Raw genomic sequence first — 20679 nt, forward strand, 5'->3', positions numbered from 1 at the left:
TCACCCTTGCAACGCGCGGGCTGCCCACCCAGATCCCGACAAACGCAATTCGGGACATCGCATACCCATGAAATTCAACCGGCGCCACTTCATCGGCGCCATGGTTGCCGGCAGCGCCGGGCTGGTATCGACACGAAGCTACGCCGCCACCCTGTGCGGCGAGGTGCCAGCACTGCTACCGGAAGCCTTGGCTGCCCTTGACGCACACGCATCGCGCATTGTCCACCGGGACCGCATCGGCCTGGTGAACTTTGCCGCGCATTCCCGCCTGCCCCGCTTTCAGTTGATCGACGTCGAAGCGGGGAAAGTCATCAAGTCCATGCTGGTCGCCCACGGCAGCGGGTCCGATCCTGATGCCAGCGGCTGGACCGAACGCTTTTCCAACCGCGAGGGCTCCAACGCTTCGTGCAAGGGGGCTTTCGTTACCGGCACCACCTACGTCGGCAAGCATGGCCGCTCTCGCAAGGTCATCGGGCTTGAGCCCCAGAACGAGGCTGCGGAACGCCGTGCCATCGTGATCCACGGCGCGGACTATGTCTCTGATTCGCTCGCTCTGGGCCAAGGCCGGATCGGCCGCAGCCAGGGCTGCTTCGCCGTATCCCGCGCCGAGATTGGCGACCTGCTGGCCCAACTGGGCGAAGGCCGCCTGCTCTACGCCTGGAAGGGTTAGCCCCCGCGCAGCAGCTGGACGCCCCAGTCGCGTTCGAACAGATAGAGCAGCAGCCGCGCCGCTTCGCCGCGTTCGCCGGTCAGGCCGCCGTCGCGCTCCATCAGGAGACGCGCATCGTCGTGGGCGAGCGGCAGCAGCTTCTGGATCTGCTCCAGGCTGGCGACGCGGAACGGGGTGTCGCCTGACTGGCGCGTACCGAGCAGTTCGCCGCCGCCGCGCAGGCGCAGGTCTTCTTCCGCCAGACGGAACCCGTCCTGCGTTTCGCGCATCAGGGCCAGCCGCTCCCGCCCGGTTTCGGACAAGGCATCGCCGCGCAGCAGCAGGCAGGTGCTCTTGCCCGAACCGCGCCCGACCCGCCCGCGCAGCTGGTGGAGCTGGGCCAGGCCGAACCGCTCGGCCTGTTCGATCACCATCAGCGTGGCATTGGGCACGTCCACGCCCACTTCGATCACGGTCGTTGCCACCAGCAGCCTGGCCTCGCCGCTGGCGAACTGCTCCATCGCCGCGTCTTTCACTTCGGGCTTGAGCTGGCCGTGTACCAGCACGACCTGATCCCCGAACCGCTCCTTCAATTCGGCATAGCGCGCCTCGGCCGCTGCCAGGTCCTCGCTTTCCTGTTCGCGCACCATCGGGCAGACCCAATAGGCCTGCTGCCCGGATTGCAGGTGCCGCCCGATGGCCTCGACCACATCAAACAGCCGCTCCACCGCGACCACCCGGGTGTCGATCGGCTGGCGGCCGGGCGGCATCTCGTCCAGCCGGCTGACGTCCATTTCGCCATATTGGGCCAGGGTCAGCGTGCGCGGGATCGGGGTGGCGGTCATGGCCAGGCAATGCGGCGTGCGCTTGCCTTTCTGCGTCAGCATCAGGCGCTGCCCCACGCCAAAGCGGTGCTGCTCGTCAATCACCACCAGGGCCAGGTTCTTGTAAGCGACCGTATCCTGGAAAATCGCATGAGTGCCGACGACCATGTGGATCGACCCATCCAGCAGCCCCATCAGGATCGATTCCCGCGCCCGGCCCTTGTCCCGCCCGGTCAGCAGGGCAATGTTCACGCCAATGCCGGCCGCCATGCGGCTGAGCGTTTCATGGTGCTGGCGGGCCAGGATCTCGGTCGGGGCCAGCAGCGCAGCCTGAGCCCCGGCCTCTACCGCCAGCAGCATGGATTCCAGCGCCACCACCGTCTTGCCCGAACCGACATCGCCTTGCAGCAGGCGCAGCATCGGGCTGGATTGGGCCATGTCCTCCTCGATCTCCCGCACGGCGCGGGCCTGCGCACCGGTAAGACCGAAGGGCAAGGACAGCTTGCCGCGCAGCGATCCATCGCCGATCAGCGGCGTGCCGCTGCGCGCCCGGTTGGCATTGCGCACCAGCATCAGGGCCAGGCTGTTCGCAAGCAGCTCGTCATAGGCCAGCCGGTCGCGCGCTGCGGCATGTTCGCCCCGATGCGCCAATTCCAGCGCATCGCGCCAGCGCGGCCACTGCATCTTGTTCGCAAGTCCGGGCTCGATCCATTCCGGCAGGTCCGGCACGCCTGCCAGTGCCTGCTGGACCAGCGCGCCCAGCCGCCCCTGAGTCAGTCCTTCCGAGAGGGGATAGACTGGCTCCACCAGTTGCCCCAGCGCGGACGCGCTTTCTTCTGACACATGATCGGGATGCACGATCTGGAGCATCTGACCATACTGGTCCAGCCGTCCGGCAATCCAGCGCGGCTCGCCGAGCGGTAGCTGCTTCTTGGCCCAACCCGTGTTGCGCCCGAAATAGGTGATCGAGCAGACATTGCCCGCGCTGTCCGCCGCCAGCACCCGAAACGGCCCGCGCCCTTGCGGGCTGCGGTATTCCAGCGGGGTCAGGGCGACGACCACGTTCTCCCCCACGCTCGCCTGATCGAGGTCGGTCACGGCGCGGCGCGTCACGAAACGGTCGGGCAAATGATAGATGAAGTCGCGCACCCGCGTCAGGCCCAGCCGCTCCAGCGGGCGCGCCAGTCCGGCCCCGACGCCTTTCAGGCTATCGGCCGCTGCGAACAAGGGGTTGAGCGTTTCCGGACGCATCAGCGCCACATGCATCAAGTCGCGCGCCCGCGAAAGGGCCAGAGCCGTCTTTGACACAGCGCATGGACCGGCAGGCACTTTCTGGCATATTCTACCTATATCGACGGAAATGGAGGACAGGATGCTGCTACCGCACGGAGCCATGATCGCCCTGATCGACGGCGAGAAGTTCGAACTCTACCGCAATTCCGGGACCGAAGCCGCGCCGGAACTGACCTTGCAGCCTGCCGTGAAGCTGGATGAACACAACAAGGGTTCGGGCGGGCGCCACTATTCCAGCGCGGGCAATCCGGCCGAAAGCCGGCAGAGCGAAGATGGCCACGCCGCTGGGGTCGCCAGCTGGCTCAACGCCGAAGTGCTGGCTCACCGGATCGACAAGCTGGTGGTCTTTGCCGATCCCCGCACCCTGGGCGAACTGCGCAAGCACTATCACAAGATGACCGAGCAGGCCTTGCTCAAGGAATATCACAAGGATCTGGTCGGTCGCCCGCCGGAACAGATCATCGCCGCGCTGCGCGAAACGCATTGACCGTTGCCTTTGCCGCCGCAGCGGCCTAGCGGCGGCGGCATGGAACACGAAGATCGTCTCCGCCGCCTGAAGTTTCGCGCCTGGCATCGCGGCACGCGCGAGGCGGACTATATGATCGGCTGCTTCTTTGACCGTTATGGAGCGAGCTGGAACGAGGCGGAAATCGCCTGGTTTGAAAAGCTGCTGGACGAAGAAGACGTCGACATCATGGGCTGGGCGCTGGGCACTCTCTCCATTCCGGAGGAATATGCCGGCGCGCAGATGGATGCTTTCCGCAAGCTGGACTACGTCGAAATTCCGCGCTGATCCCTGCCCATTGGGGTTGTTCGACAAGCCATCGCTTCCCAGCTAAGGCGCGTCACCATTTCCTGCCCCCGCTGGCCCTGAATCGGCCCGCGGGGCAATTGCCGTTGCGTGAGCCATGCCAGACCTGTCGAAAATCCTGAGTGCCAAAACCCCGCTGACCCTGGCCGCACTGGCGCGCGGGGCGCAGCCGCTGGTCCTGGCCGACCTGGCCCGCGCCGCAAAGACCCGCGCCGTGTTCATCGCGCCGGACGAAGCGGCGATGCAGGCGATTGCCGACAGCGCGGCGTTCTTTGCGCCAGAACTGGAGGTGCTGTCCTTCCCGGCCTGGGACTGCCTGCCCTATGACCGGGCCAGCCCGGCCCTGTCGATCAGCGCCCGCCGCCTCGCCGCGCTCCACCGGCTACAGGCCAAGACGGACAAGCCGCAGCTGCTGGTCACCACGATCAACGCGGTGCTGCAACGCGTGGCCACCCCGTTCCGCATCCGCGAGAACGTGCGCCTGCTGAAGCCGGGGATGGAGATCGGGCGGGAAAGCCTGATCGCCCTGCTGCAACGCCAGGGCTATTCGCGCACCGATACCGTTGCGGATGCGGGCGAATATGCCGTGCGCGGCTCGATCTTCGACATCTATCCGTCGGGTCTGGACGCTGGCCTGCGGCTCGATTTCTTTGGCGACGAGTTGGAAACCCTGCGCCTGTTCGATCCCAATACCCAGCGCTCCAGCGGCGTGGCCGAACAGCACCTGCTCCTGCCCGCCAGCGAGGCGATGCTTGACGAGGACAGCGTCAAGCGCTTCCGCATCCGGTACCGCGAACTGTTCGGCGCCAACGCCACCGGCGATCCGCTCTATCAGGCGGTCAGCGACGGACGCCGTCTGGCCGGGATGGAGCATTGGCTGCCCCTGTTCGAAGACCGGATGACCACCCTGTTCGATCACCTGAACGATTCGGACATCATCGTGATCGACAGTGGCGCGATGGGCGCGGCGGACGAGCGGCTGGGCGACATTGCCGACTATTTCGCCGCCCGCCGCGATTCCAGCGGCAAGGCTGCTGGCTCCTATCGCCCGCTCTCCCCCGATGCGCTCTATCTGGCCAAGGACGAACTGGCCGACCTGCTGCGCGACCACCCGGTGCACCGCGCGGAAATCTTCGCCCAGCCGGAAAGCTCTACGGTCATCGACTTCGGCTTTACCAGCGGGCGCGACTTCGCGCCGGAACGCGCGCGGGGCGACAACGTCTACGAAGCGGCAGCGAATTACGTCACCGGACAGGCCAAGCGCGGCAAGAAGGCACTGATCGCCGCCTATAGCGAGGGCAGCCGCGCCCGCATTGCCTCGATCCTGGGGGAGGCCGCGCGCCCTGCGCCAGTCCTGGCCGATAGCTGGCAGGAAGCCCTGGGACTTGCCGCCAAGGGCGCACCGGTGGCGCTGGTCCTGCCGCTGGAAACGGGCTTTGCCAATGACGACCTGGACCTGATCACCGAACAGGACATCCTGGGCGACCGGCTGGTCCGCCGCAAGAAGCGCCGCAAGGGCGCGGATGCCTTCCTGGCCGAGCTTTCCGCGCTTACCCCCGGTGACCTGGTGGTCCATATGGACCACGGCATCGGGCGCTATATCGGACTGCAATCCATTCCCGTGGGCAAGAGCCCGCACGATTGCGTCGCGCTGGAATATGCGGGCGGCGACAAGCTGTACGTCCCGGTCGAGAATATCGACGTCCTCTCCCGCTATGGCAGCGAGAGCGAAAGCGTCGCGCTCGACAAGCTGGGCGGAGAGGCGTGGCAAAAGCGCAAGTCGCGGCTGAAGGAACGCATCCGCGAGATTGCGCACGAATTGCTCAAGACCGCGGCCCAGCGCGCCTTGCGGCAGGCCCCGGTGGTGGTGCCGGATCCGGCCAGCTACGGTCAGTTCGTCGACCGCTTCCCCTGGCAGGAAACCGAGGATCAGGAAGCGGCGATCGAGGACGTGCTGGGCGACCTGGCGGAAGGCCGCCCGATGGACCGCTTGGTCTGCGGGGACGTTGGCTTCGGCAAGACCGAGGTAGCCCTGCGCGCCGCCTTTGCCGCTGCCATGGCCGGTCAGCAGGTGGCGGTGATTGCGCCGACCACCCTCCTCGCGCGCCAGCACTACACCGGCTTTACCGAGCGTTTCGCCGGTTTCCCGCTCAACGTCGGCCGTCTCTCCCGCCTGGTGGGTGACAAGGAGGCCAAGGCGACCAAGGAAGGGTTGGCCGCTGGTACGGTCGACGTGGTGATCGGCACCCACGCGCTCTTGTCAAAGAGTCTTCAGTTCAAGAAACTGGGCCTTGTAATCGTTGACGAAGAGCAGCGGTTCGGCGTCAACCACAAGGAAGCGCTGAAGCAGCTGCGGAGCAACGTCCACGTCCTTACCCTCACCGCCACGCCGATCCCGCGCACGCTGCAAATGGCGATGAGCGGGCTGCGCGAACTGTCCACCATCCAGACTGCCCCGGTCGACCGGCTGGCCGTGCGGACCTATGTGATGGAATGGGACGACATGGTGATGCGCGAGGCCCTGCTGCGCGAACATCATCGCGGCGGGCAGAGCTTCATCGTCGTGCCCCGCATTGCCGACATGGCCGAGGTGGAGGACTGGCTGCACAAGACCGTGCCGGAAGTGCGCTATATCTCCGCCCATGGCCAGATGGCAGCAGGCGAAGTGGAAGAGCGGATGAGCGCCTTCTACGAAAAGAAGTACGAAGTGCTGCTGTCCACCACCATCGTCGAAAGCGGGCTGGATATTCCCAGCGCCAACACGATCATCATCCACCGCGCCGACCGTTTTGGCCTGGCCCAGCTGTACCAGCTGCGTGGGAGGGTCGGCCGGTCCAAGCTGCGTGCCTATGCCTACCTGACCACGCCTGCGGACATGCAATTGTCCGAAGTGGCGGAAAAGCGGCTGAAAGTGCTGGGCGATCTCGACAGCCTGGGTGCCGGTTTCCAGCTCGCCAGCCACGACCTCGACATTCGCGGCGCGGGCAATCTGCTTGGCGATGAACAGTCCGGACATATCCGCGAGGTTGGCTTTGAACTCTACCAGTCGATGCTGGAAGACGCGATCCTGGCGGCCAAGGCGGGCGAGATGGGCTTGGCCAAGGAACGCCACGCGCTCAGCCCGCAGATAACGGTCGATGCGCCGATCATGATTCCGGACGATTACGTCCCCGACCTCGCCGTGCGCATGGCACTCTACCGCCGCCTCAACGACGCCGAGGACCAGCAGGAGATCGAATCGCTCTCCGCCGAAATGATCGACCGTTTCGGTCCCCTGCCCGCCCCGACTGCCAATCTGGTCAAGCTCATCCAGATCAAGCGTCAGGCGATCGAGGCGAACATCGCCAAGATCGACGTTGGCGCGAAGGGTTCGCTCGTCTCGTTCCACAATGACGAGTTCCCCGATCCGGCGGGCCTGCTGGCCTATGCCCAGCGGCTGGAAGGGACGATCAAGCTGCGCCCGGACAGCAAGATCGTGGTCACCCGCACCTGGGCTAATCCAGAAGCGCGGCTCAACGGCCTGTTCCAGCTGACCAAGGGCCTCAGCGCGATTGCCCGCAAGGCGAAGGGTTAGGCGCAAGCCGCTTCAGCCAATAGCCCCGCTCGCCCTGAGCCTGTCGAAGGGTGTCGTGCGACGTCCGGCTTCGACAAGCTCAGCCTGAGCGGGGTGAGGATCGCTTTCAAACCCGCTCGCCCTGAGCCTGTCGAAGGGCTGCCCTTCGCTTCACGCGGCCACACCCGGCCTCGCACAAGCCCCCTACCCAAGCGCGGCGATTGCCCATATGCACCCCGCATGAGCAAGATCCCCACCCTCGCCCTGCTGGCCTCCGACACGCCCCGCGCCCAGGAAGCGGCCGAAGCGCTGCGCGGGGAAATGAACTTCGTGCCGCTGGAACAGGCCGAGATGGCAGTAGTGCTGGGCGGCGATGGGCAAATGCTCCACGCCCTGCACGAAATGCTCGATGCCGGGCACGTGATCCCCGCCTATGGCATCAATTACGGCACCGTCGGCTTCATGATGAACAAGCCGAAGTCCAGCCGCCCCCTGGAAGAGCGGATCATGCGGGCCAAGCGCCTGACCATTACCCCGCTTGCCATGACCGCCACCCTGGGCAGCGGCGAGCAGGAGACGCGCCTGGCGATCAACGAAGTTTCGCTGCTGCGCGAAACGCGGCAGACCGCTCGACTGGAAGTAGCGGTCAACGGCAAGGTCCGCATGGCCGAACTGTTCTGCGATGGCGTGCTGGTGGCCACGCCCGCCGGTTCCACGGCCTATAACCTCTCGGCCAACGGGCCGATTCTGCCGCTCACCTCGGCGCTGGTCGCGCTGACCCCGATCAGCCCGTTCCGCCCCCGCCGCTGGCGCGGTGCGATCCTGCCGGATCATTACGAAATCACTTTCCGCGTGCTCGACCCGCTCAAGCGCCCGGTGGCCGCCGTGGCTGACCAGAAGGAACTGCGCGACATTCTGGAAGTCCAGGTCCGCGTCGCCCGCGACCAGCAACTGACTCTGCTGTTCGATCCCGGAAAGACCCTCGAAGAACGAATTTTCGCAGAACAGTTCCAGGTCTGATTTTTTGACGTTCAGGCGCTTGCCAAACTCTCCAGCGCTGTTATAGGCGCACCCCTGTCCGCAAGGACTGCTCCCTGATAGCTCAGCGGTAGAGCTCTCGACTGTTAATCGAGCGGCCGTAGGTTCGAATCCTACTCAGGGAGCCATTTTCCTGTTCTTGAGCGTTCCGCTCGAACAGGTCTCAAATTCCGCACAATCCCGGAAACGCCGAACGCAGGGCTGTTTGCGTCCGACCTCGGCGGCTGCGGGCATCGCCGCGCCTCGTCCAACGCCATAAAAAAGCCCCGCAGGATACGCTCCTGCGGGGCCTTTTTCCTTGAAGCGGAAGTGCGATCAGAACTTGATCGAGGCTTCCACGCCGAACACGCGCGGTTCGTTGACCATGGCGGTCAGGTTGTTGAAATCGATGCCCGATACGGCCGACGTATCATCCGTGATGTTACGGGCGAAAGCAGCCACGTCAAACTTCTGGGTGCGGTAACCGATGCGCAGCCCGCCTTCGAGCATCATGTCGTCGCTGAACTCGACCGAGTTGTAGAGGAAGAACTGGACTTTGGAACGATAGGCCCAGTCGGTGAAGACATAGGCCTCGCCGTCGGCAACGGGCATTCCGTAGCCTGCGGTCCAGTTCGCGATCCAGCGCGGGCTTTGCGGAAGCTGGTTGCCGTTGATCGAGTAGATCCCGGGGCTACCGGTGCGCTGCGGGCTGGTGACGGTGCAGTCCGCCCCGCACCCGGCCACGAACGCGTTGGGATCCTTGATCTCGTTGTGGTTATAGGAAAGACCGGCCGACAGGGTCAGGCCCTGGACCGGCTTTGCTTCCAGTTCAGCTTCAAAGCCATAACCGTCCACCTGCTTGGCATTGAGCAACGTGGTGAAATTCGAAGCACCGCCAACAGCGGTCAACTGCAGGTCGTCGGTCTTGAAGTAGAAACCGGTCAGGTTGAAGCGCAGCTTGCCATCTGCAAGCGTGGACTTGATCCCGCTTTCATAGCTCATCGTCGTTTCGCTTTGCGCAACCGACGGGGTGCGGCCAAAGGCGAGACGAGCCTGGATCGAAGGTGCACGATAGCCCTTGGCGACGCGCGCGAAGATATTCACGTCGTCATTCAGCGGATAGTTCGCGGCGAGATCCCAGGTCAGCACGCTGTCGCTGACCTCGGTGCTGATCGCCGGGACCGGGCCACCAAAATTCAGGAAAGCGGGGCGGGTATCCACCGGGCGCGCCGCGACCATCTTGCGCTGGTCGTCGTTATAACGCACGCCGCCCTGAAGCTTGACGCCGTTTTCGAACTCGTAGCTGAGCGAGCCGAACAGCCCCCAGGCGGTGCTGACCTGGCGCTGGGTGGCAATCGCTGCCGGAGCGGTATCTGCCGGAGCGCCGAAGTCGAGGCTCTCGATGTCGAGCTTTTCGTTCAGATAGAACAGGCCGAACTGGTAGCCCAGGTTTCCGCCATTATTGCTGGCAACGCGCAATTCCTGGGTAAACTGATCCAGGCTCGGCACGTTATCCTGCGACTGAGCCGAGAAGGGAATCACGCCCGGCCCCATGGTCGGCGCGAAAACATTGCCGTACCCGCCGTCGATATCGCCGCGGCTGTAAAGGTTGCCGTTCCAATAACTGCTGACCGAGGTAATGGTGACGGGACCGGCATCGTATTCGGCGGTCATGCCGACATTGTAGTTGCGCAGTTTCTGGAAATTGAGCCCGTCGGCGCGGACCTGATCGCGGCGGAATTCCGATGTCGGACCAGCAAGGCCGATCAGCTTGTTGCTGCCCTTCGCGAAGGCGTTGGCCCGGAACAGGCGGGCCGAGCCATCGAAATCGCGGATCTGGCCGACGAGGCGAACCGTAAAGGCGTCACTCACATCAGCCTGAAGCTGCAAGCGCGCTGCGATATCCTCGAACCCTTCCAGGTTGTTCTCGCCGGGCTCGTCGATGTTGTCGACCCAGTCATCGCGGCGCTGGTACAGGACCGAGAGGCGAGCCGAAATGCCGCTGCCCAGTTCCCCGCCCACGCCAGTCTCGGCATTGATCGTATTGAAGCTGCCCCAGCTGGCCTTGAGGTAGTTGCTCTTCGAAGTCGGCTTGGTCGTATCGAACTTGACGATCCCGGCCGGGGTGTTGCGGCCGAACAGCGTGCCCTGCGGGCCGCGAAGCACTTCCACGCGGTCAAGATCGAATACCGGGAAACCCTTCAGGATCGGGTTTTCCAGGACAACGTCGTCATAGACCAGGCTGACCGGCTGCGAAGCGTTGAGATCGAAGTCGGTGTTGCCGAGGCCGCGGATGTAGAAGCGCGGGAATGTCCGGCCGAAAGAGCTCTCGATGTTGAGGCTGGGAACCCGGCCCGACAGGGCACGGATATCGGCCCCCGCACTGCTTACGGCAGCCAGGGTTTCTCCGCCCAGCGCGGCAACCGAAACAGGAACGTCCTGCAGGTTTTCTTCACGGCGCTGCGCCGTGACGATGATTTCATCGAGGCGGGCCTCGTCGGAATTCTGGGCGATTGCCGGTGCCGAAGTGGCAACAAAGGCAATGGATGAGAGCGTGAGCAGCAACTTGGTGCGCATCATCGTGGTCCTTTTATGGGAGCTTGGATGGCGCGCTCGCTAGTGCGAGGGGCTGACGTGCGAAAGCGGCAATGATTCCAGCGGGAAATTTTAGCAGGCAGGTGTGGCCGATTGGCCGCGCTCGTCATGGCAAGAGGCCCAACAGATCAAGATAATTGCGCGCGGCGATCCCGGGGGCAAAATCGGCCGCCCGACCGATCAGGGCGTCGCGGTCCACCGGCGCGGCGAGCGCGGCATCCATCGCTCCAGCTAGCGCGGGCGCATCCCCCACCGGCACCAGCCGCCCGAACCGCCCATCTTGCAGGATTTCTGCGGGACCCGATGGGCAGTCGGTGGAAACGACGGGGAGGCCAAAGGAAAGTGCTTCAACAATGACGTTGCCGAACCCTTCAAGATAGGAGGACAGAACGAACAGGTCCGCAGTCGCATAGAACGGCGTTGGATCAGGGTGAAAGCCCGCAAAGATCACCTGGTCCGTGATCCCCAGATCCGATGCAAGCTTCCGCAAGGCAGCCTCGTTCCCGCCCTGGCCAAGCAGCATCAGCCGCAGATCGGGGCGGCCCAACTCCGCAAAGGCGCGCAGGAGCAGTCCGTGGTCCTTTTGGTCCTTCAGGCTTCCCACGGTCAGGATACGGCCCCCGGGCGGGCAAGCCCAGAGCGCATCCGCCGCTGCTCGCGCTGCGGCACCGGGCATGGGGCGCGGCGGGATCGGGTTGTGCAGAACGGCGACCTTATCAGAGCCGATGCGCGCCAGACGGGCCGTATCCAGCGCCGCACCTTTCGAAACAGCCGCAATCCGGTCTGCAAATCGATAGGTCGCCGCGATGCTTGCAGATAGCAGAGCCGAGTGCAGCCGCCCCCAAGCCGCGTACTGCCGCGACAGAATGCTATGCTCCACGACCAGAAGGCGGCAGCCGTGCCGGGATAATGCCTTTCCCATAACGGCGGCGGAGGTCAACGGCCACATATTGGCGATGAGGGCGTCCGGACTTCGTTTTCGCAGGTAGCGGGCAATCGCGATGGGCAAATGCCGCACTCTGCGGACGTTGAGGTCGACGACAGAAAAGTCGCGCTGTGCTTCGGGAAGGAAATCGCCCCGGGCCTGCATCAGGACGAATTCGACGGTGTGCCCCAGATGAGCGAATTCCCGCGCCAGATCCACCATCACCCGCTCTGCACCGCCCCCGCGAAGGTCTGGCAGGAGAATTGCGATCATCTGACTATCCTAAACAGGTCAAACGAACGCGGCGGCATGGCCTGTACTGTTTGAGCCCCTGGTGTTTCCTTCTGCGCATTACGCTTGAACGCCTGTCTGGTTCCATTCCAGAACCCGGCAGACGCGGTTCATGCCGTGAAACGAAGCTTGTCTTTCCGGATAAGAAATCAGGCGTGCCTGCCAACCGGGATGCAACAAATTGCCGTCTTGTTCGTTTATGCCGGACTCTTCGTTCCGCAAAGATCGGCTAATGCTCGCCATATATATGAACAGCCGTGAATGGGGCGGCGTCGACGTTCTCGCTGCCCGCTTTGCAGAACATCTGCGCGAACGGGACTTGCCGTTCGTGTTCATCGACAGGGAGGATTCGCGCCTGAGGCAGGAGGCGTCCTGGGCGCCTTTCCTGACGCCTGAACAAGCTGCACAAGGTCAGGCGCAGGCGGATGCCATATTCTTTCCATCCATCGCAAAGCTTCGGGATCCATGCATCCCCTGGTCGATCGCCAACCACAATGCGAGAAGCTTTGCCTGGATAGTCCATCCGAATGACGTCGCTTTTCACATGATGCCGCTGGCCCGGCGCCTGGTAGGCCGGTTTGGTCCGAAAGCTTACCAGCTGGCGCGCCTGGCCCGGCCGCAACACTTCCGGCTAGTTAGAGACACGTTTGCCGAAATGATTGATCGCGGATCGGTTGCGGTCATGGATGGGGCCACCAAGCGCTCGCTGAACCACTATTACGGCCTGAATGCTGAACCCTTGCAAATTCCCATACCGGCACCGTTGGGCGCGGCATCAACCGTATCAAGACAGCCCGGAGGGGCCCGCCTGACCTTCGGCTATCTGGGGCGGCTGGATGCGTTCAAGTGGTCCGCGCTCAGGCCCTTTGTTGAGACGGGTCTGGCCGGGCTTGCACGCCACCGGGACATCTCCCTGCTTGCAATTACGGATGGACCGTTTGCCCAAGACCTCCGGACGCTCTGCAAACAGCACGGGATCGAACTCGAAATAACCGGCTTTCTGCCCAACAACGAGGCACGAACCTGCATCCGGCAGCGCGTGGATATCGGTGTTGCCATGGGCACCGCCGCGCTCGACATTGCGGCAGAAAGCCGTCCCTGCATCGTGATTGATCCGGCTTTCGACGTCCGGGGCAAGGCGCAACGGCTCTATCGATTCATTCACGAGACGGACGATTTCACCTTGGGCGAGTATCGCGATTTCCCGGCCTACCGCGAAACAGGTCGCCCCTTGGAAGCCCTGGTCTCAGAGTCGCTTGCCGATCCGGACGCGAGCCGGAAGTCGCGGGAATATGTTGCAACGCGCCACGACCCGGAGACAATTTTCGAGAACCTTCTCGGCCGCATCGAGAACAGCGAACTGCCTGCTTCCGGCTTGAGAAACATGGCGGATAGGATCAACCAATCCTTCCGGAAAAGCGCGAGCCTGTTCGGCCTCAGATCGCGCCGACCTTAGCCAGCACCCCCGCACGCCTTCACAGCCGCGCCGTCGTCCATCGCTTTACCCTGTCTGCCATTGCAGCAAGCTTGCCGAGTTGTCCCCCTGCCCCGATCTGGGCCGAAAGCTGCATCATCGCCCAGACCCCGAGTGCTGCTCCCAACAGCAGGCTCACTGCGGCGCCGCCGATGATGGACTGCCGCGCGACGATCTCCACCGTCAGGGCCGCCGCTGCCGCTATGACGGCTTGCGCCTTCACTGCACGCGTCCAGGCGAAGCCGATATAATGCCTGCCCAGTAGCCACACGACTGGCAGGTAGACGGCGTAAAGCGCCAGGAATGCGACGCCGGTGGCCGTAATTCCCATGAGCGGCAGACCGATCCACACCACGCCATAGAAGACGAGAACCGCCAGGGTTTCGGTCAGCAGGAAGGTCTTGCCTGCCCCGGATGCGAGAAGAATGAAGCCCAGGGGCCAGCTCATCACTTTCAGCAGGTCGCCCAGCAGTTGCCAGCGCAGGATCTCTGCCGCCGTTTCGAACTCTGCCGAATAGAGGAGGCGGATGACGTATGGCGCGCAGCCCAGCATGACTACAAGGACGGGGGCGCAGAGCAGCAGAGCGACTTCGGTCTGCTCGTTGACCAGGCGCACGGCAGTCGCGCGATCCCGGATCGCTGCGGTCAGCCTGGGATAGTAATCCGTCCCCATCGCCCCCAGGACAAAGCCCAGATAGGTCATCCCGATCGCCCAGGCGGCCTGGAACTGGCCCAGGGCTTCAGCCCCGAGTTCGCGCTGCACCAGCGTCCGCGAAGCAAGAAAGCCGAGAACCATGATCAGAGCGCTGACCATGAAGGCCGCTCCCAGGCGCGCCATGACGCGCCACTCTTCCATCAGCTCTGCCAGGCGCGCAGAAGGTCCGGCCGGAGGGCGAAGCCTTGCGACATAGAGATGGCCGAGCATGAACGTGGTGGCCGGCGCCACGAGGACGAGGGCAAGAAGGCCGCCTTGTCCCCACAGCAGAAGCGCCCCCACGCCGAGCGCAGCGCCAGCCACTCCCGACAGCACGTTGATCCGGGCAAGGTCCCCTGCCCGCCGTAGTCCCGTTAGCAGCGCCCCTTGCGATCCTGCCGCCACTGTCAGCGCCACGGCCAGCGAGAGCCAGGCTACCTCATGGGCCCGCGAGGGATCGTCCAGGATGACCCGCGCGATCCAGCCGCTCAGCGCCCAGAATACCGCCGCCCCCAACAGGGCCAGGCCAATCGTACCCCAGAACAGCGCACGCCGCGTGCGTCCCACGGCCACATCCCCGCCCTCGGCCTGGGCCGTCGCGATCTGCCGCGTTCCGACATTGCCAAAGCCGAGCGCTGAAATTGTCGAGGCTGTCTGCACCAGGTTCAGATAGAGCCCGACAAGCCCCATGCCCGCCGGACCCAGCAGCATGGCCACCACCTTCATCTTCACCAGGCTGACCGCAATATTGATGACCTGCGCCCCGCCGATAATCGACGAGGACCGAAGGATCGTGCGGTAGGAGGATTCGCTCACGCCGCAGCCGCCCTCACCGCCGCAACCACGCGCTCTGCATCCCCGAGCGAGAGATGCGGCCCCATCGGCAGGCTGATGACCTCACTTGCCAGATCGCGCGCCAGGGGTAGCTGGTCGGGAGCGATCCCCATTCCAGCATAGGCATTCTGAAGGTGCGGCGGGATCGGGTAGTGGATCAGCGTCCCCACCCCGGCCTCTGCAAGGCGCTTCTGCAATCCGTCGCGATCGGGCGTTCTCACGACATATAGATGCCAGACCGGATCCGCCCAGGCGGGAACGTGGGGCAAGGCCAGTTCGGTCTCGCGCAGTCCGTCTGTGTACACCGCCGCTATCGCGCGGCGCCTGTCGGTCCATGCATCAAGCGACTGCATCTTCACTCGCAGAACGGCAGCCTGGATCGGATCGAGACGGGAGTTCACACCCTCGATCTCGTTCACGTATTTCACGCTGCTGCCATAGTTGCGCAGCATCCGGATACGGTCGGCCAGCTGGGGGTTGTTCGTGGTTATCGCCCCGCCATCCCCCATGGCACCGAGGTTCTTGCCCGGATAAAAGCTCCAGCAGACCACATCGCCGTGGCTCCCGATGCGCCGCCCCTTGTAACGCGCGCCGTGCGCCTGGGCCGCATCCTCGATCACTGCCAGGCCGTGCTGGCGGGCCAGGGCAAGGATCGGATCAAGGTCGGCGGGCTGGCCGTAGAGATGGACGGGCAGCAGCGCCTTCGTGGCAGGGGTGATCGCGGCGGCGATGCGGGCGGGATCGATGTTGTGGGTCGCCGGGCCAGGCTCCACCGGGACGGGCCGCGCTCCCACGGCGGTAACGGCGAGCCAGGTGGCGATGTAGGTGTTCGACGGGACGATCACTTCATCCCCCGCGCCAATGTCCAGAGCGCGCAAAGCAAGGGTCAGGGCGTCGAGCCCGTTGGCGAGACCGACTGCGAAGTCCGCTTCGCAATAGACCGCCCATTCCTGTTCGAAAGCTTCGACTTCCGGGCCGAGGATGTACATTCCCGAATCGAGAACGCGATGAATCGCCGCGTCGATCCCGGTCTTCAGTTCGCGGTAGGCAGCGCCAAGGTCCAGGAACGGAATCATCGCTTCTCACCACCCAGCGCGGCGACGAAATCACCGTATTCGCGCAGATAGTCCCCTTCGTCATAACGATGGGAAGCAAGCACCATGCAGACGGCGCCCTGGCTGAACGCATCCATCTCGCGCCAGACCATCTTGCTGATGTACAGGCCCTTGCGCGGATCGCGGAGCCAGTATTCGGACCGCGTGGTCCCGTCGTCGATCTTCATGCGGAAGCTGCCGGACAGGGCGAAGACGATCTGTTCCAGTTCGCGGTGGGCATGGCCGCCCCGCTCGGAGCCGACCGGCACGTTGTAGAGATAATAGACGCGGGCAATCTGGAAGGGAATGTGATTGCCGCCCTCCACAAAGGTCAGATCGCCGCGCGGATCGTGGATCTGGGGAAGTTCGATTTCCCTGACAAAGCCTTGGCGCAGCATCATGCACGCCCCTTCTGAAGGATCGCCAGATAACCGGCGCGATCGGCCTCGAACTGGCTGCGCGGATAAAGGAAATAGACGTCGTGCCCGTCGCGCCGCAGTTCGGTCATCTTCAGCCGCTGGTAGAAGGCCAGCGCCTTGTCGTTGCCGATCCGCACATCGACATGCGCCGCGCAGCACCCCAGACGGTCAAACCCGACACCGAAAGACAGCACGGCACTTTCCAGTGCAGCCTTCGGGGGCTTGTTGCGATCCAGGATCCAGCTTCCCCAAGTGAAGCTGCCACCTTCGATATCGTAAAGCCGGACCAGCCCGCAGCGCACGCCGTCTTTCCGTTCGATCACATAATAAAGTTCGCGCAGAGCCGCTTCACGCGCCTTGTAGTCCTCAATCCACCGGCGCTGGTCCTGTGCGGTGCCACGGACCTCGGAAAGATGGCGGTTGTAGGCTGGGTCCGTGCGCAGGGCGTGCACATAGTCCGCATCATCGGGATCGATGAGGCGGAGCGTCAGCTTCGGTCCCTCGACGCGGGCAAAGGGGCTGGTCACCAGGGCTGCGCCATCATGTTTACGCCGGATACTTCGTCTGTTCGCACGCCCAAGCCCACTTGGCCCTCCTGATTGCGCCCTGATGCGGGAAGTGCTGGCACCGGACATGGTTCCGGGCAGCGCCGCAAAGAGCCACGCCATTGCTTCAGGCAAGCCCATCCCGTTCAGCATTGATGCTTTCCTCCCGGCAGGAACGCCCGAACCCCTGCGCGGTTCCGCTGCGGTTTGAAGTTTTTGAGCACATGGCCATTCGCCGCGCCTGCAATGATCGTCATGGAAGTGTAAGGTTCATTTGCTCTCTGACTGCTCGCAATTCGGAGGATGACATGAGTTTTGAACGTCGCGCGTTCCTGCGCGCAACGGGTGCAGCCTTTGCCGCGCTGGCGGCCAGCGGGTGCATGCGCGCCATTCCCTCGGCGCGCGCTGCCGCTTCTGCGGGCTATGGTGCCCTGGTCAGCGATCCCGCTGGCGTGATCGACCTGCCGCCGGGTTTCACCTACCGAGTGCTGTCCCGCCTGGGCGATACAATGACGGACGGCGGTCGAGTGCCGGACAATGCGGACGGGATGGGCTGTTTCGACCTCGGCAATGGCAAGTGGGCGCTGGTGCGCAACCACGAGCTTAGCCCCGGTGCGGACAACGGCGGTGCGAGCGGTGCGGCCTATGACGCGATGGACGGCGTGGCGCTGCCGGGCGGGACCACCACCTTGGTGCTGGACGCCGCAACCTTGACGGTGGAGCGCCAATATCGCTCGCTCTCCGGCACGATCCGCAACTGCGCGGGCGGGGTTACGCCGTGGGGCTCATGGCTTTCCTGCGAAGAAAACGTCTCACGCGCGGGCGGCAGGATCGGCAAGGATCATGGTTGGGTGTTCGAAGTGCCCGCCAGCGCTGCGGGTCCGGTCGATCCGGTGCCGCTGAAAGCCATGGGCCGCTTCAACCATGAAGCCGCCGCCGTCGATCCGGTTTCCGGGAACGTCTATCTGACCGAAGACCGCGACGATGGGCTGCTCTACCGCTTCATTCCGAAGGTCAAGGGCCAGCTGGCCCAGGGCGGAAGGCTCCAGGCGCTGGTGCTGAACGGAATTGGCGACACCCGCAATTGGCGCGAGAGCGCGGTCAGGACGGGAACTACACTGGCGGTGCGCTGGATCGACCTTGACGATGTCGAGGCCCCGAACGACGACCTGCGCAAGCGCGGTGCCGCTGCCGGAGCGGCCCTGTTGGCCCGCGGCGAAGGTATCTGGATGGGCGAGAAGGAACTGTTCTTCGCCTGCACCAGCGGCGGCGCGGCAAAGCTGGGGCAGATCTTTCGTCTGCACCTGGACCAGTCCGGCGAGCGGCTCGAACTGTTCTTTGAAAGCAGCCACCCGGACCAGTTCAACTATGGCGACAACCTGACCGTTGCACCCAACGGCCACCTGATCGTCTGCGAAGATCAGTACACGGACGACGCAGTGAACTATCTGCGCGGGATTACGCCGGCTGGCGAAGCCTATCCGTTTGGCCGCCTGCGGCTGAAGACCGAACTGGCAGGCGCTTGCTATGCACCGGACGGGCGCACGCTGTTCGTCAATATCTTCAGCCCGGCGCAGACCATTGCCATCACTGGCCCCTGGCTAAGCTAAGCGAACAAGGGAGCTGGCTGACACTATTCAACCAGCTCCTTCGTTCCCGAATTCCGGGTCGCCGCGCTCTGGATCGCGGCAAGGAACTGGTCGGTTGCCTTGGCCCAGGTGAACTGCTGCGCAAAGACTGCCGCCGCTTGCCGGTCCGCGCCCAGCGCAGTCGCCACGGCGTTGCGCAGATCCGCTGAAAGCGCCCCCACCCGCGCGGGGAAATCGTCGGCGATTCCCCGCCCCGCGCGTCCAAGGATATCGACCGGACCCTGCACCGGAAAACCAGCCACCGGCAGGCCGCAGGCAAGCGCCTCGATTACCACGAGGCCGAAGGTATCGGTCAGGCTGGGAAAGACAAAGCAATCGGCGGTGCGGTAGGCACTGGCAAGTTCGTCGCCCGCCAATGCCCCCAGGAAGATCGCCTCCGGATAGCGGCTGCGCAGGGATTCCAGCGCTGGCCCATCGCCGACCACCACTTTCGATCCGGGGAAGTCGAGGTCCAGGAAAGCTTCCAGGTTCTTTTCCGGCGAGACGCGGCCGACGTTCAGCAGGATCGGGCGCGGCAGGTCCAGCATGGCGGGATGGAGACCGCCCACCGGCTGGAACTGGGCCTGGTCGATGCCGCGGGTCCACGGCCGAACCCCGGTAATGCCCCGCGCCTCCAGTTCCTGGGACAAGCTTGCCGAAGCAACCAGGACCGCCCTGCTCTCGCGGTGAAAATGGCGGAACAGCGGCCAGAACCGCTCGGCGCTGATCCCGGTGCGGACGGCGGCGTAATCGGGAAAGCGGGTGTGGAAGGCCGTGGTGAACGGTACCTTGTGGGCCTTGCACCACCCCCGCGCGCTCCAGCCAATCGGCCCCTCGGTCGCGATGTGCACCACGTCGGGCTTGAACGCGCCCAGCAATTTGCGGGCGGCGAAGCGCGGCGCGATGGCTATGTCGATGGATTTATAGCCTGGCAGCGGGATGGTCCGGAAACGGTCCGGAGTGATCAGCTCCACCTCGTATCCCCGCTCAAGCAGTTCCGCGACCGTTGCCCCCAGGGTCCGGACCACGCCATTGACCTGCGGATACCAGGCATCGGTAGCAAGGGCGATGCGCATCAGGCGTTCTCCATGTCGTAAAGCGGCAGTGCTGGCTGGGAAGCAGCGCGGCGGGCTTGGGCATTGCGGCTGGCCGATTCGGCGGACCAGTCGAGGATCGCCATGGCGCCGGTTGCATCCTCGGTCAGGGCCGTGCAGCTTTCGACCCAGTCCCCGTCATTGTAATAGGTGATGTCGCCTATCTGCCGGATTTCGGCGGAATGGATATGGCCGCAGACCACGCCGTCCAGACCCCGTTCCGAGGTTTCGCGCGCCACGGCTTCCTCGAACGCGCAGACGAACTGCACCGCGTTCTTGACCCGCTTTTTCAGATGGGCGGACAGCGACCAATAGGGAAGCTTGAACCGCCGCCGCACCGCATTCACCAGCACATTGGCCCGCAGCAGGACGGAATAGGCCTTGTCCCCCAGCAGGGCGAGCCACTTGGCATAGAGCACCACGCCATCGAAGCTGTCGCCGTGAGTCACCAGCAGGCGGCGACCGTCCGCCGTGCGGTGAACGGCTTCCTGCACCAGCTCTACCCCGCCGAAGGTCAGCCCGGCATATTCGCGCAGCATTTCGTCATGGTTGCCGACGACGAAGACCACCCGTGTGCCGCGATGCGCCATCTTGAGCACGCGGCGGATCACTTCGTTGTGGGCATCGGGCCAGTACCAGCCCTTGCGCAGACGCCAGCCGTCAATGATGTCGCCCACCAGATAGAGCGTCTCGCACTCCACCGAATGGAGAAAATCGACCAGCATTTCCGCGTTGCAGCCGCGCGTGCCCAGATGGACGTCCGAGATCCAGATCGTGCGGAACTTGCGCTTGGGCTGAAACCCGCGCGGTTCCGGCAGGCCCAGCCAGTCAGGCAGGCCCATTATTTCAACCGTACGGGTTTCCCGGACCAGCATATCGCGATTTGACATCGCCTATCTCTCCACTTGCGGTGCGACCAGCCTGCCCTAGCCGGCGCGG

16 protein-coding genes and 1 tRNA gene are annotated in these 20679 nt (G+C 64.2%); 8 read left to right on the forward strand and 9 right to left on the reverse strand.

Annotated elements, in window-relative coordinates:
* Positions 1 to 67: 67 nt before the first annotated feature.
* Complete coding sequence (locus ACQKOE_RS03580) at positions 68 to 670, forward strand: murein L,D-transpeptidase catalytic domain family protein (RefSeq protein ID WP_374589334.1); 603 nt, start codon at positions 68 to 70, stop codon at positions 668 to 670.
* On the opposite strand, the gene recG is transcribed toward ACQKOE_RS03580, so the two are convergent.
* Positions 667 to 2724 (reverse strand): ATP-dependent DNA helicase RecG, encoded by a 2058-nt coding sequence (recG, locus tag ACQKOE_RS03585; RefSeq protein ID WP_427511950.1) that lies wholly within the window; start codon positions 2722 to 2724, stop codon positions 667 to 669. The genes ACQKOE_RS03580 and recG overlap by 4 nt on opposite strands.
* Before the next feature lie 121 nt (positions 2725 to 2845).
* Between recG and ACQKOE_RS03590 the strand changes: the two genes are divergently transcribed.
* The 5 genes from ACQKOE_RS03590 (at position 2846) to ACQKOE_RS03610 (ending at position 8296) form a co-directional block, all read left to right on the forward strand.
* Positions 2846 to 3253: a host attachment protein gene (locus ACQKOE_RS03590; protein WP_427511590.1), complete on the forward strand. Its 408-nt coding sequence runs from the start codon at positions 2846 to 2848 to the stop codon at positions 3251 to 3253.
* A gap of 39 nt (positions 3254 to 3292) precedes the next feature.
* A complete protein-coding gene (locus ACQKOE_RS03595) occupies positions 3293 to 3559 on the forward strand; it encodes a succinate dehydrogenase assembly factor 2 (RefSeq protein WP_427511591.1) in 267 nt (88 codons plus the stop codon).
* A gap of 115 nt (positions 3560 to 3674) precedes the next feature.
* Complete coding sequence (gene mfd, locus ACQKOE_RS03600; RefSeq protein ID WP_427511592.1) at positions 3675 to 7151, forward strand: transcription-repair coupling factor; 3477 nt, start codon at positions 3675 to 3677, stop codon at positions 7149 to 7151.
* Positions 7152 to 7370: 219 nt separating this feature from the next.
* A complete protein-coding gene (locus tag ACQKOE_RS03605) occupies positions 7371 to 8150 on the forward strand; it encodes an NAD kinase (protein ID WP_427511593.1) in 780 nt (259 codons plus the stop codon).
* A 71-nt stretch (positions 8151 to 8221) separates the two neighbouring features.
* A tRNA-Asn gene (locus tag ACQKOE_RS03610) sits at positions 8222 to 8296 on the forward strand.
* A gap of 187 nt (positions 8297 to 8483) precedes the next feature.
* Here ACQKOE_RS03610 and ACQKOE_RS03615 read toward each other — a convergent pair.
* Together ACQKOE_RS03615 and ACQKOE_RS03620 are read right to left on the reverse strand one after the other, a co-directional pair.
* The gene (locus ACQKOE_RS03615) at positions 8484 to 10724 is read right to left on the reverse strand and encodes a TonB-dependent receptor (RefSeq protein WP_427511594.1); all 2241 of its coding nucleotides are present in this window, start codon (positions 10722 to 10724) and stop codon (positions 8484 to 8486) included.
* Positions 10725 to 10848: 124 nt separating this feature from the next.
* Positions 10849 to 11940 (reverse strand): glycosyltransferase, encoded by a 1092-nt coding sequence (locus tag ACQKOE_RS03620; RefSeq protein ID WP_427511595.1) that lies wholly within the window; start codon positions 11938 to 11940, stop codon positions 10849 to 10851.
* A gap of 265 nt (positions 11941 to 12205) precedes the next feature.
* Here ACQKOE_RS03620 and ACQKOE_RS03625 point away from each other — a divergent pair, with 265 nt between their 5' ends.
* Positions 12206 to 13414 carry a hypothetical protein gene (locus ACQKOE_RS03625; protein ID WP_427511596.1) on the forward strand — a complete coding sequence of 403 codons (1209 nt, stop codon included), beginning with the start codon at positions 12206 to 12208 and terminating at the stop codon, positions 13412 to 13414.
* Positions 13415 to 13433: 19 nt separating this feature from the next.
* Here the strand turns inward: ACQKOE_RS03625 and ACQKOE_RS03630 are convergent, their stop codons facing one another.
* The 4 genes from ACQKOE_RS03630 to ACQKOE_RS03645 are packed head-to-tail and all read right to left on the reverse strand — an operon-like array spanning position 13434 to position 17171.
* Positions 13434 to 14942, reverse strand: a complete 1509-nt coding sequence (locus ACQKOE_RS03630; RefSeq protein WP_427511597.1) for an O-antigen translocase — start codon at positions 14940 to 14942, stop codon at positions 13434 to 13436.
* A complete protein-coding gene (locus ACQKOE_RS03635) occupies positions 14939 to 16036 on the reverse strand; it encodes a DegT/DnrJ/EryC1/StrS family aminotransferase (protein ID WP_427511598.1) in 1098 nt (365 codons plus the stop codon). The genes ACQKOE_RS03630 and ACQKOE_RS03635 overlap by 4 nt, the downstream gene beginning before the upstream one ends.
* Positions 16033 to 16455 carry a sugar 3,4-ketoisomerase gene (locus ACQKOE_RS03640; protein WP_427511599.1) on the reverse strand — a complete coding sequence of 141 codons (423 nt, stop codon included), beginning with the start codon at positions 16453 to 16455 and terminating at the stop codon, positions 16033 to 16035. The genes ACQKOE_RS03635 and ACQKOE_RS03640 overlap by 4 nt, the downstream gene beginning before the upstream one ends.
* Positions 16452 to 17171, reverse strand: a complete 720-nt coding sequence (locus ACQKOE_RS03645; RefSeq protein WP_427511600.1) for a GNAT family N-acetyltransferase — start codon at positions 17169 to 17171, stop codon at positions 16452 to 16454. The genes ACQKOE_RS03640 and ACQKOE_RS03645 overlap by 4 nt, the downstream gene beginning before the upstream one ends.
* Positions 17172 to 17326: 155 nt before the next feature.
* Here ACQKOE_RS03645 and ACQKOE_RS03650 point away from each other — a divergent pair, with 155 nt between their 5' ends.
* Positions 17327 to 18628, forward strand: coding sequence for an alkaline phosphatase PhoX (locus ACQKOE_RS03650; protein WP_427511601.1), 1302 nt, complete (start codon positions 17327 to 17329; stop codon positions 18626 to 18628).
* A 23-nt stretch (positions 18629 to 18651) separates the two neighbouring features.
* Here ACQKOE_RS03650 and ACQKOE_RS03655 read toward each other — a convergent pair whose 3' ends face one another.
* The gene (locus tag ACQKOE_RS03655) at positions 18652 to 19722 is read right to left on the reverse strand and encodes a glycosyltransferase family 4 protein (RefSeq protein WP_427511602.1); all 1071 of its coding nucleotides are present in this window, start codon (positions 19720 to 19722) and stop codon (positions 18652 to 18654) included.
* A complete protein-coding gene (locus ACQKOE_RS03660) occupies positions 19722 to 20630 on the reverse strand; it encodes a UDP-2,3-diacylglucosamine diphosphatase (protein WP_427511603.1) in 909 nt (302 codons plus the stop codon). Before ACQKOE_RS03660 ends, ACQKOE_RS03655 begins: the two co-directional genes overlap by 1 nt.
* Between the last annotated feature and the right edge of the window lie 49 nt (positions 20631 to 20679).

It is taken from the genome of Novosphingobium sp. NPDC080210 (assembly GCF_050281025.1).
Classification (GTDB): Bacteria; Pseudomonadota; Alphaproteobacteria; order Sphingomonadales; family Sphingomonadaceae; genus Novosphingobium.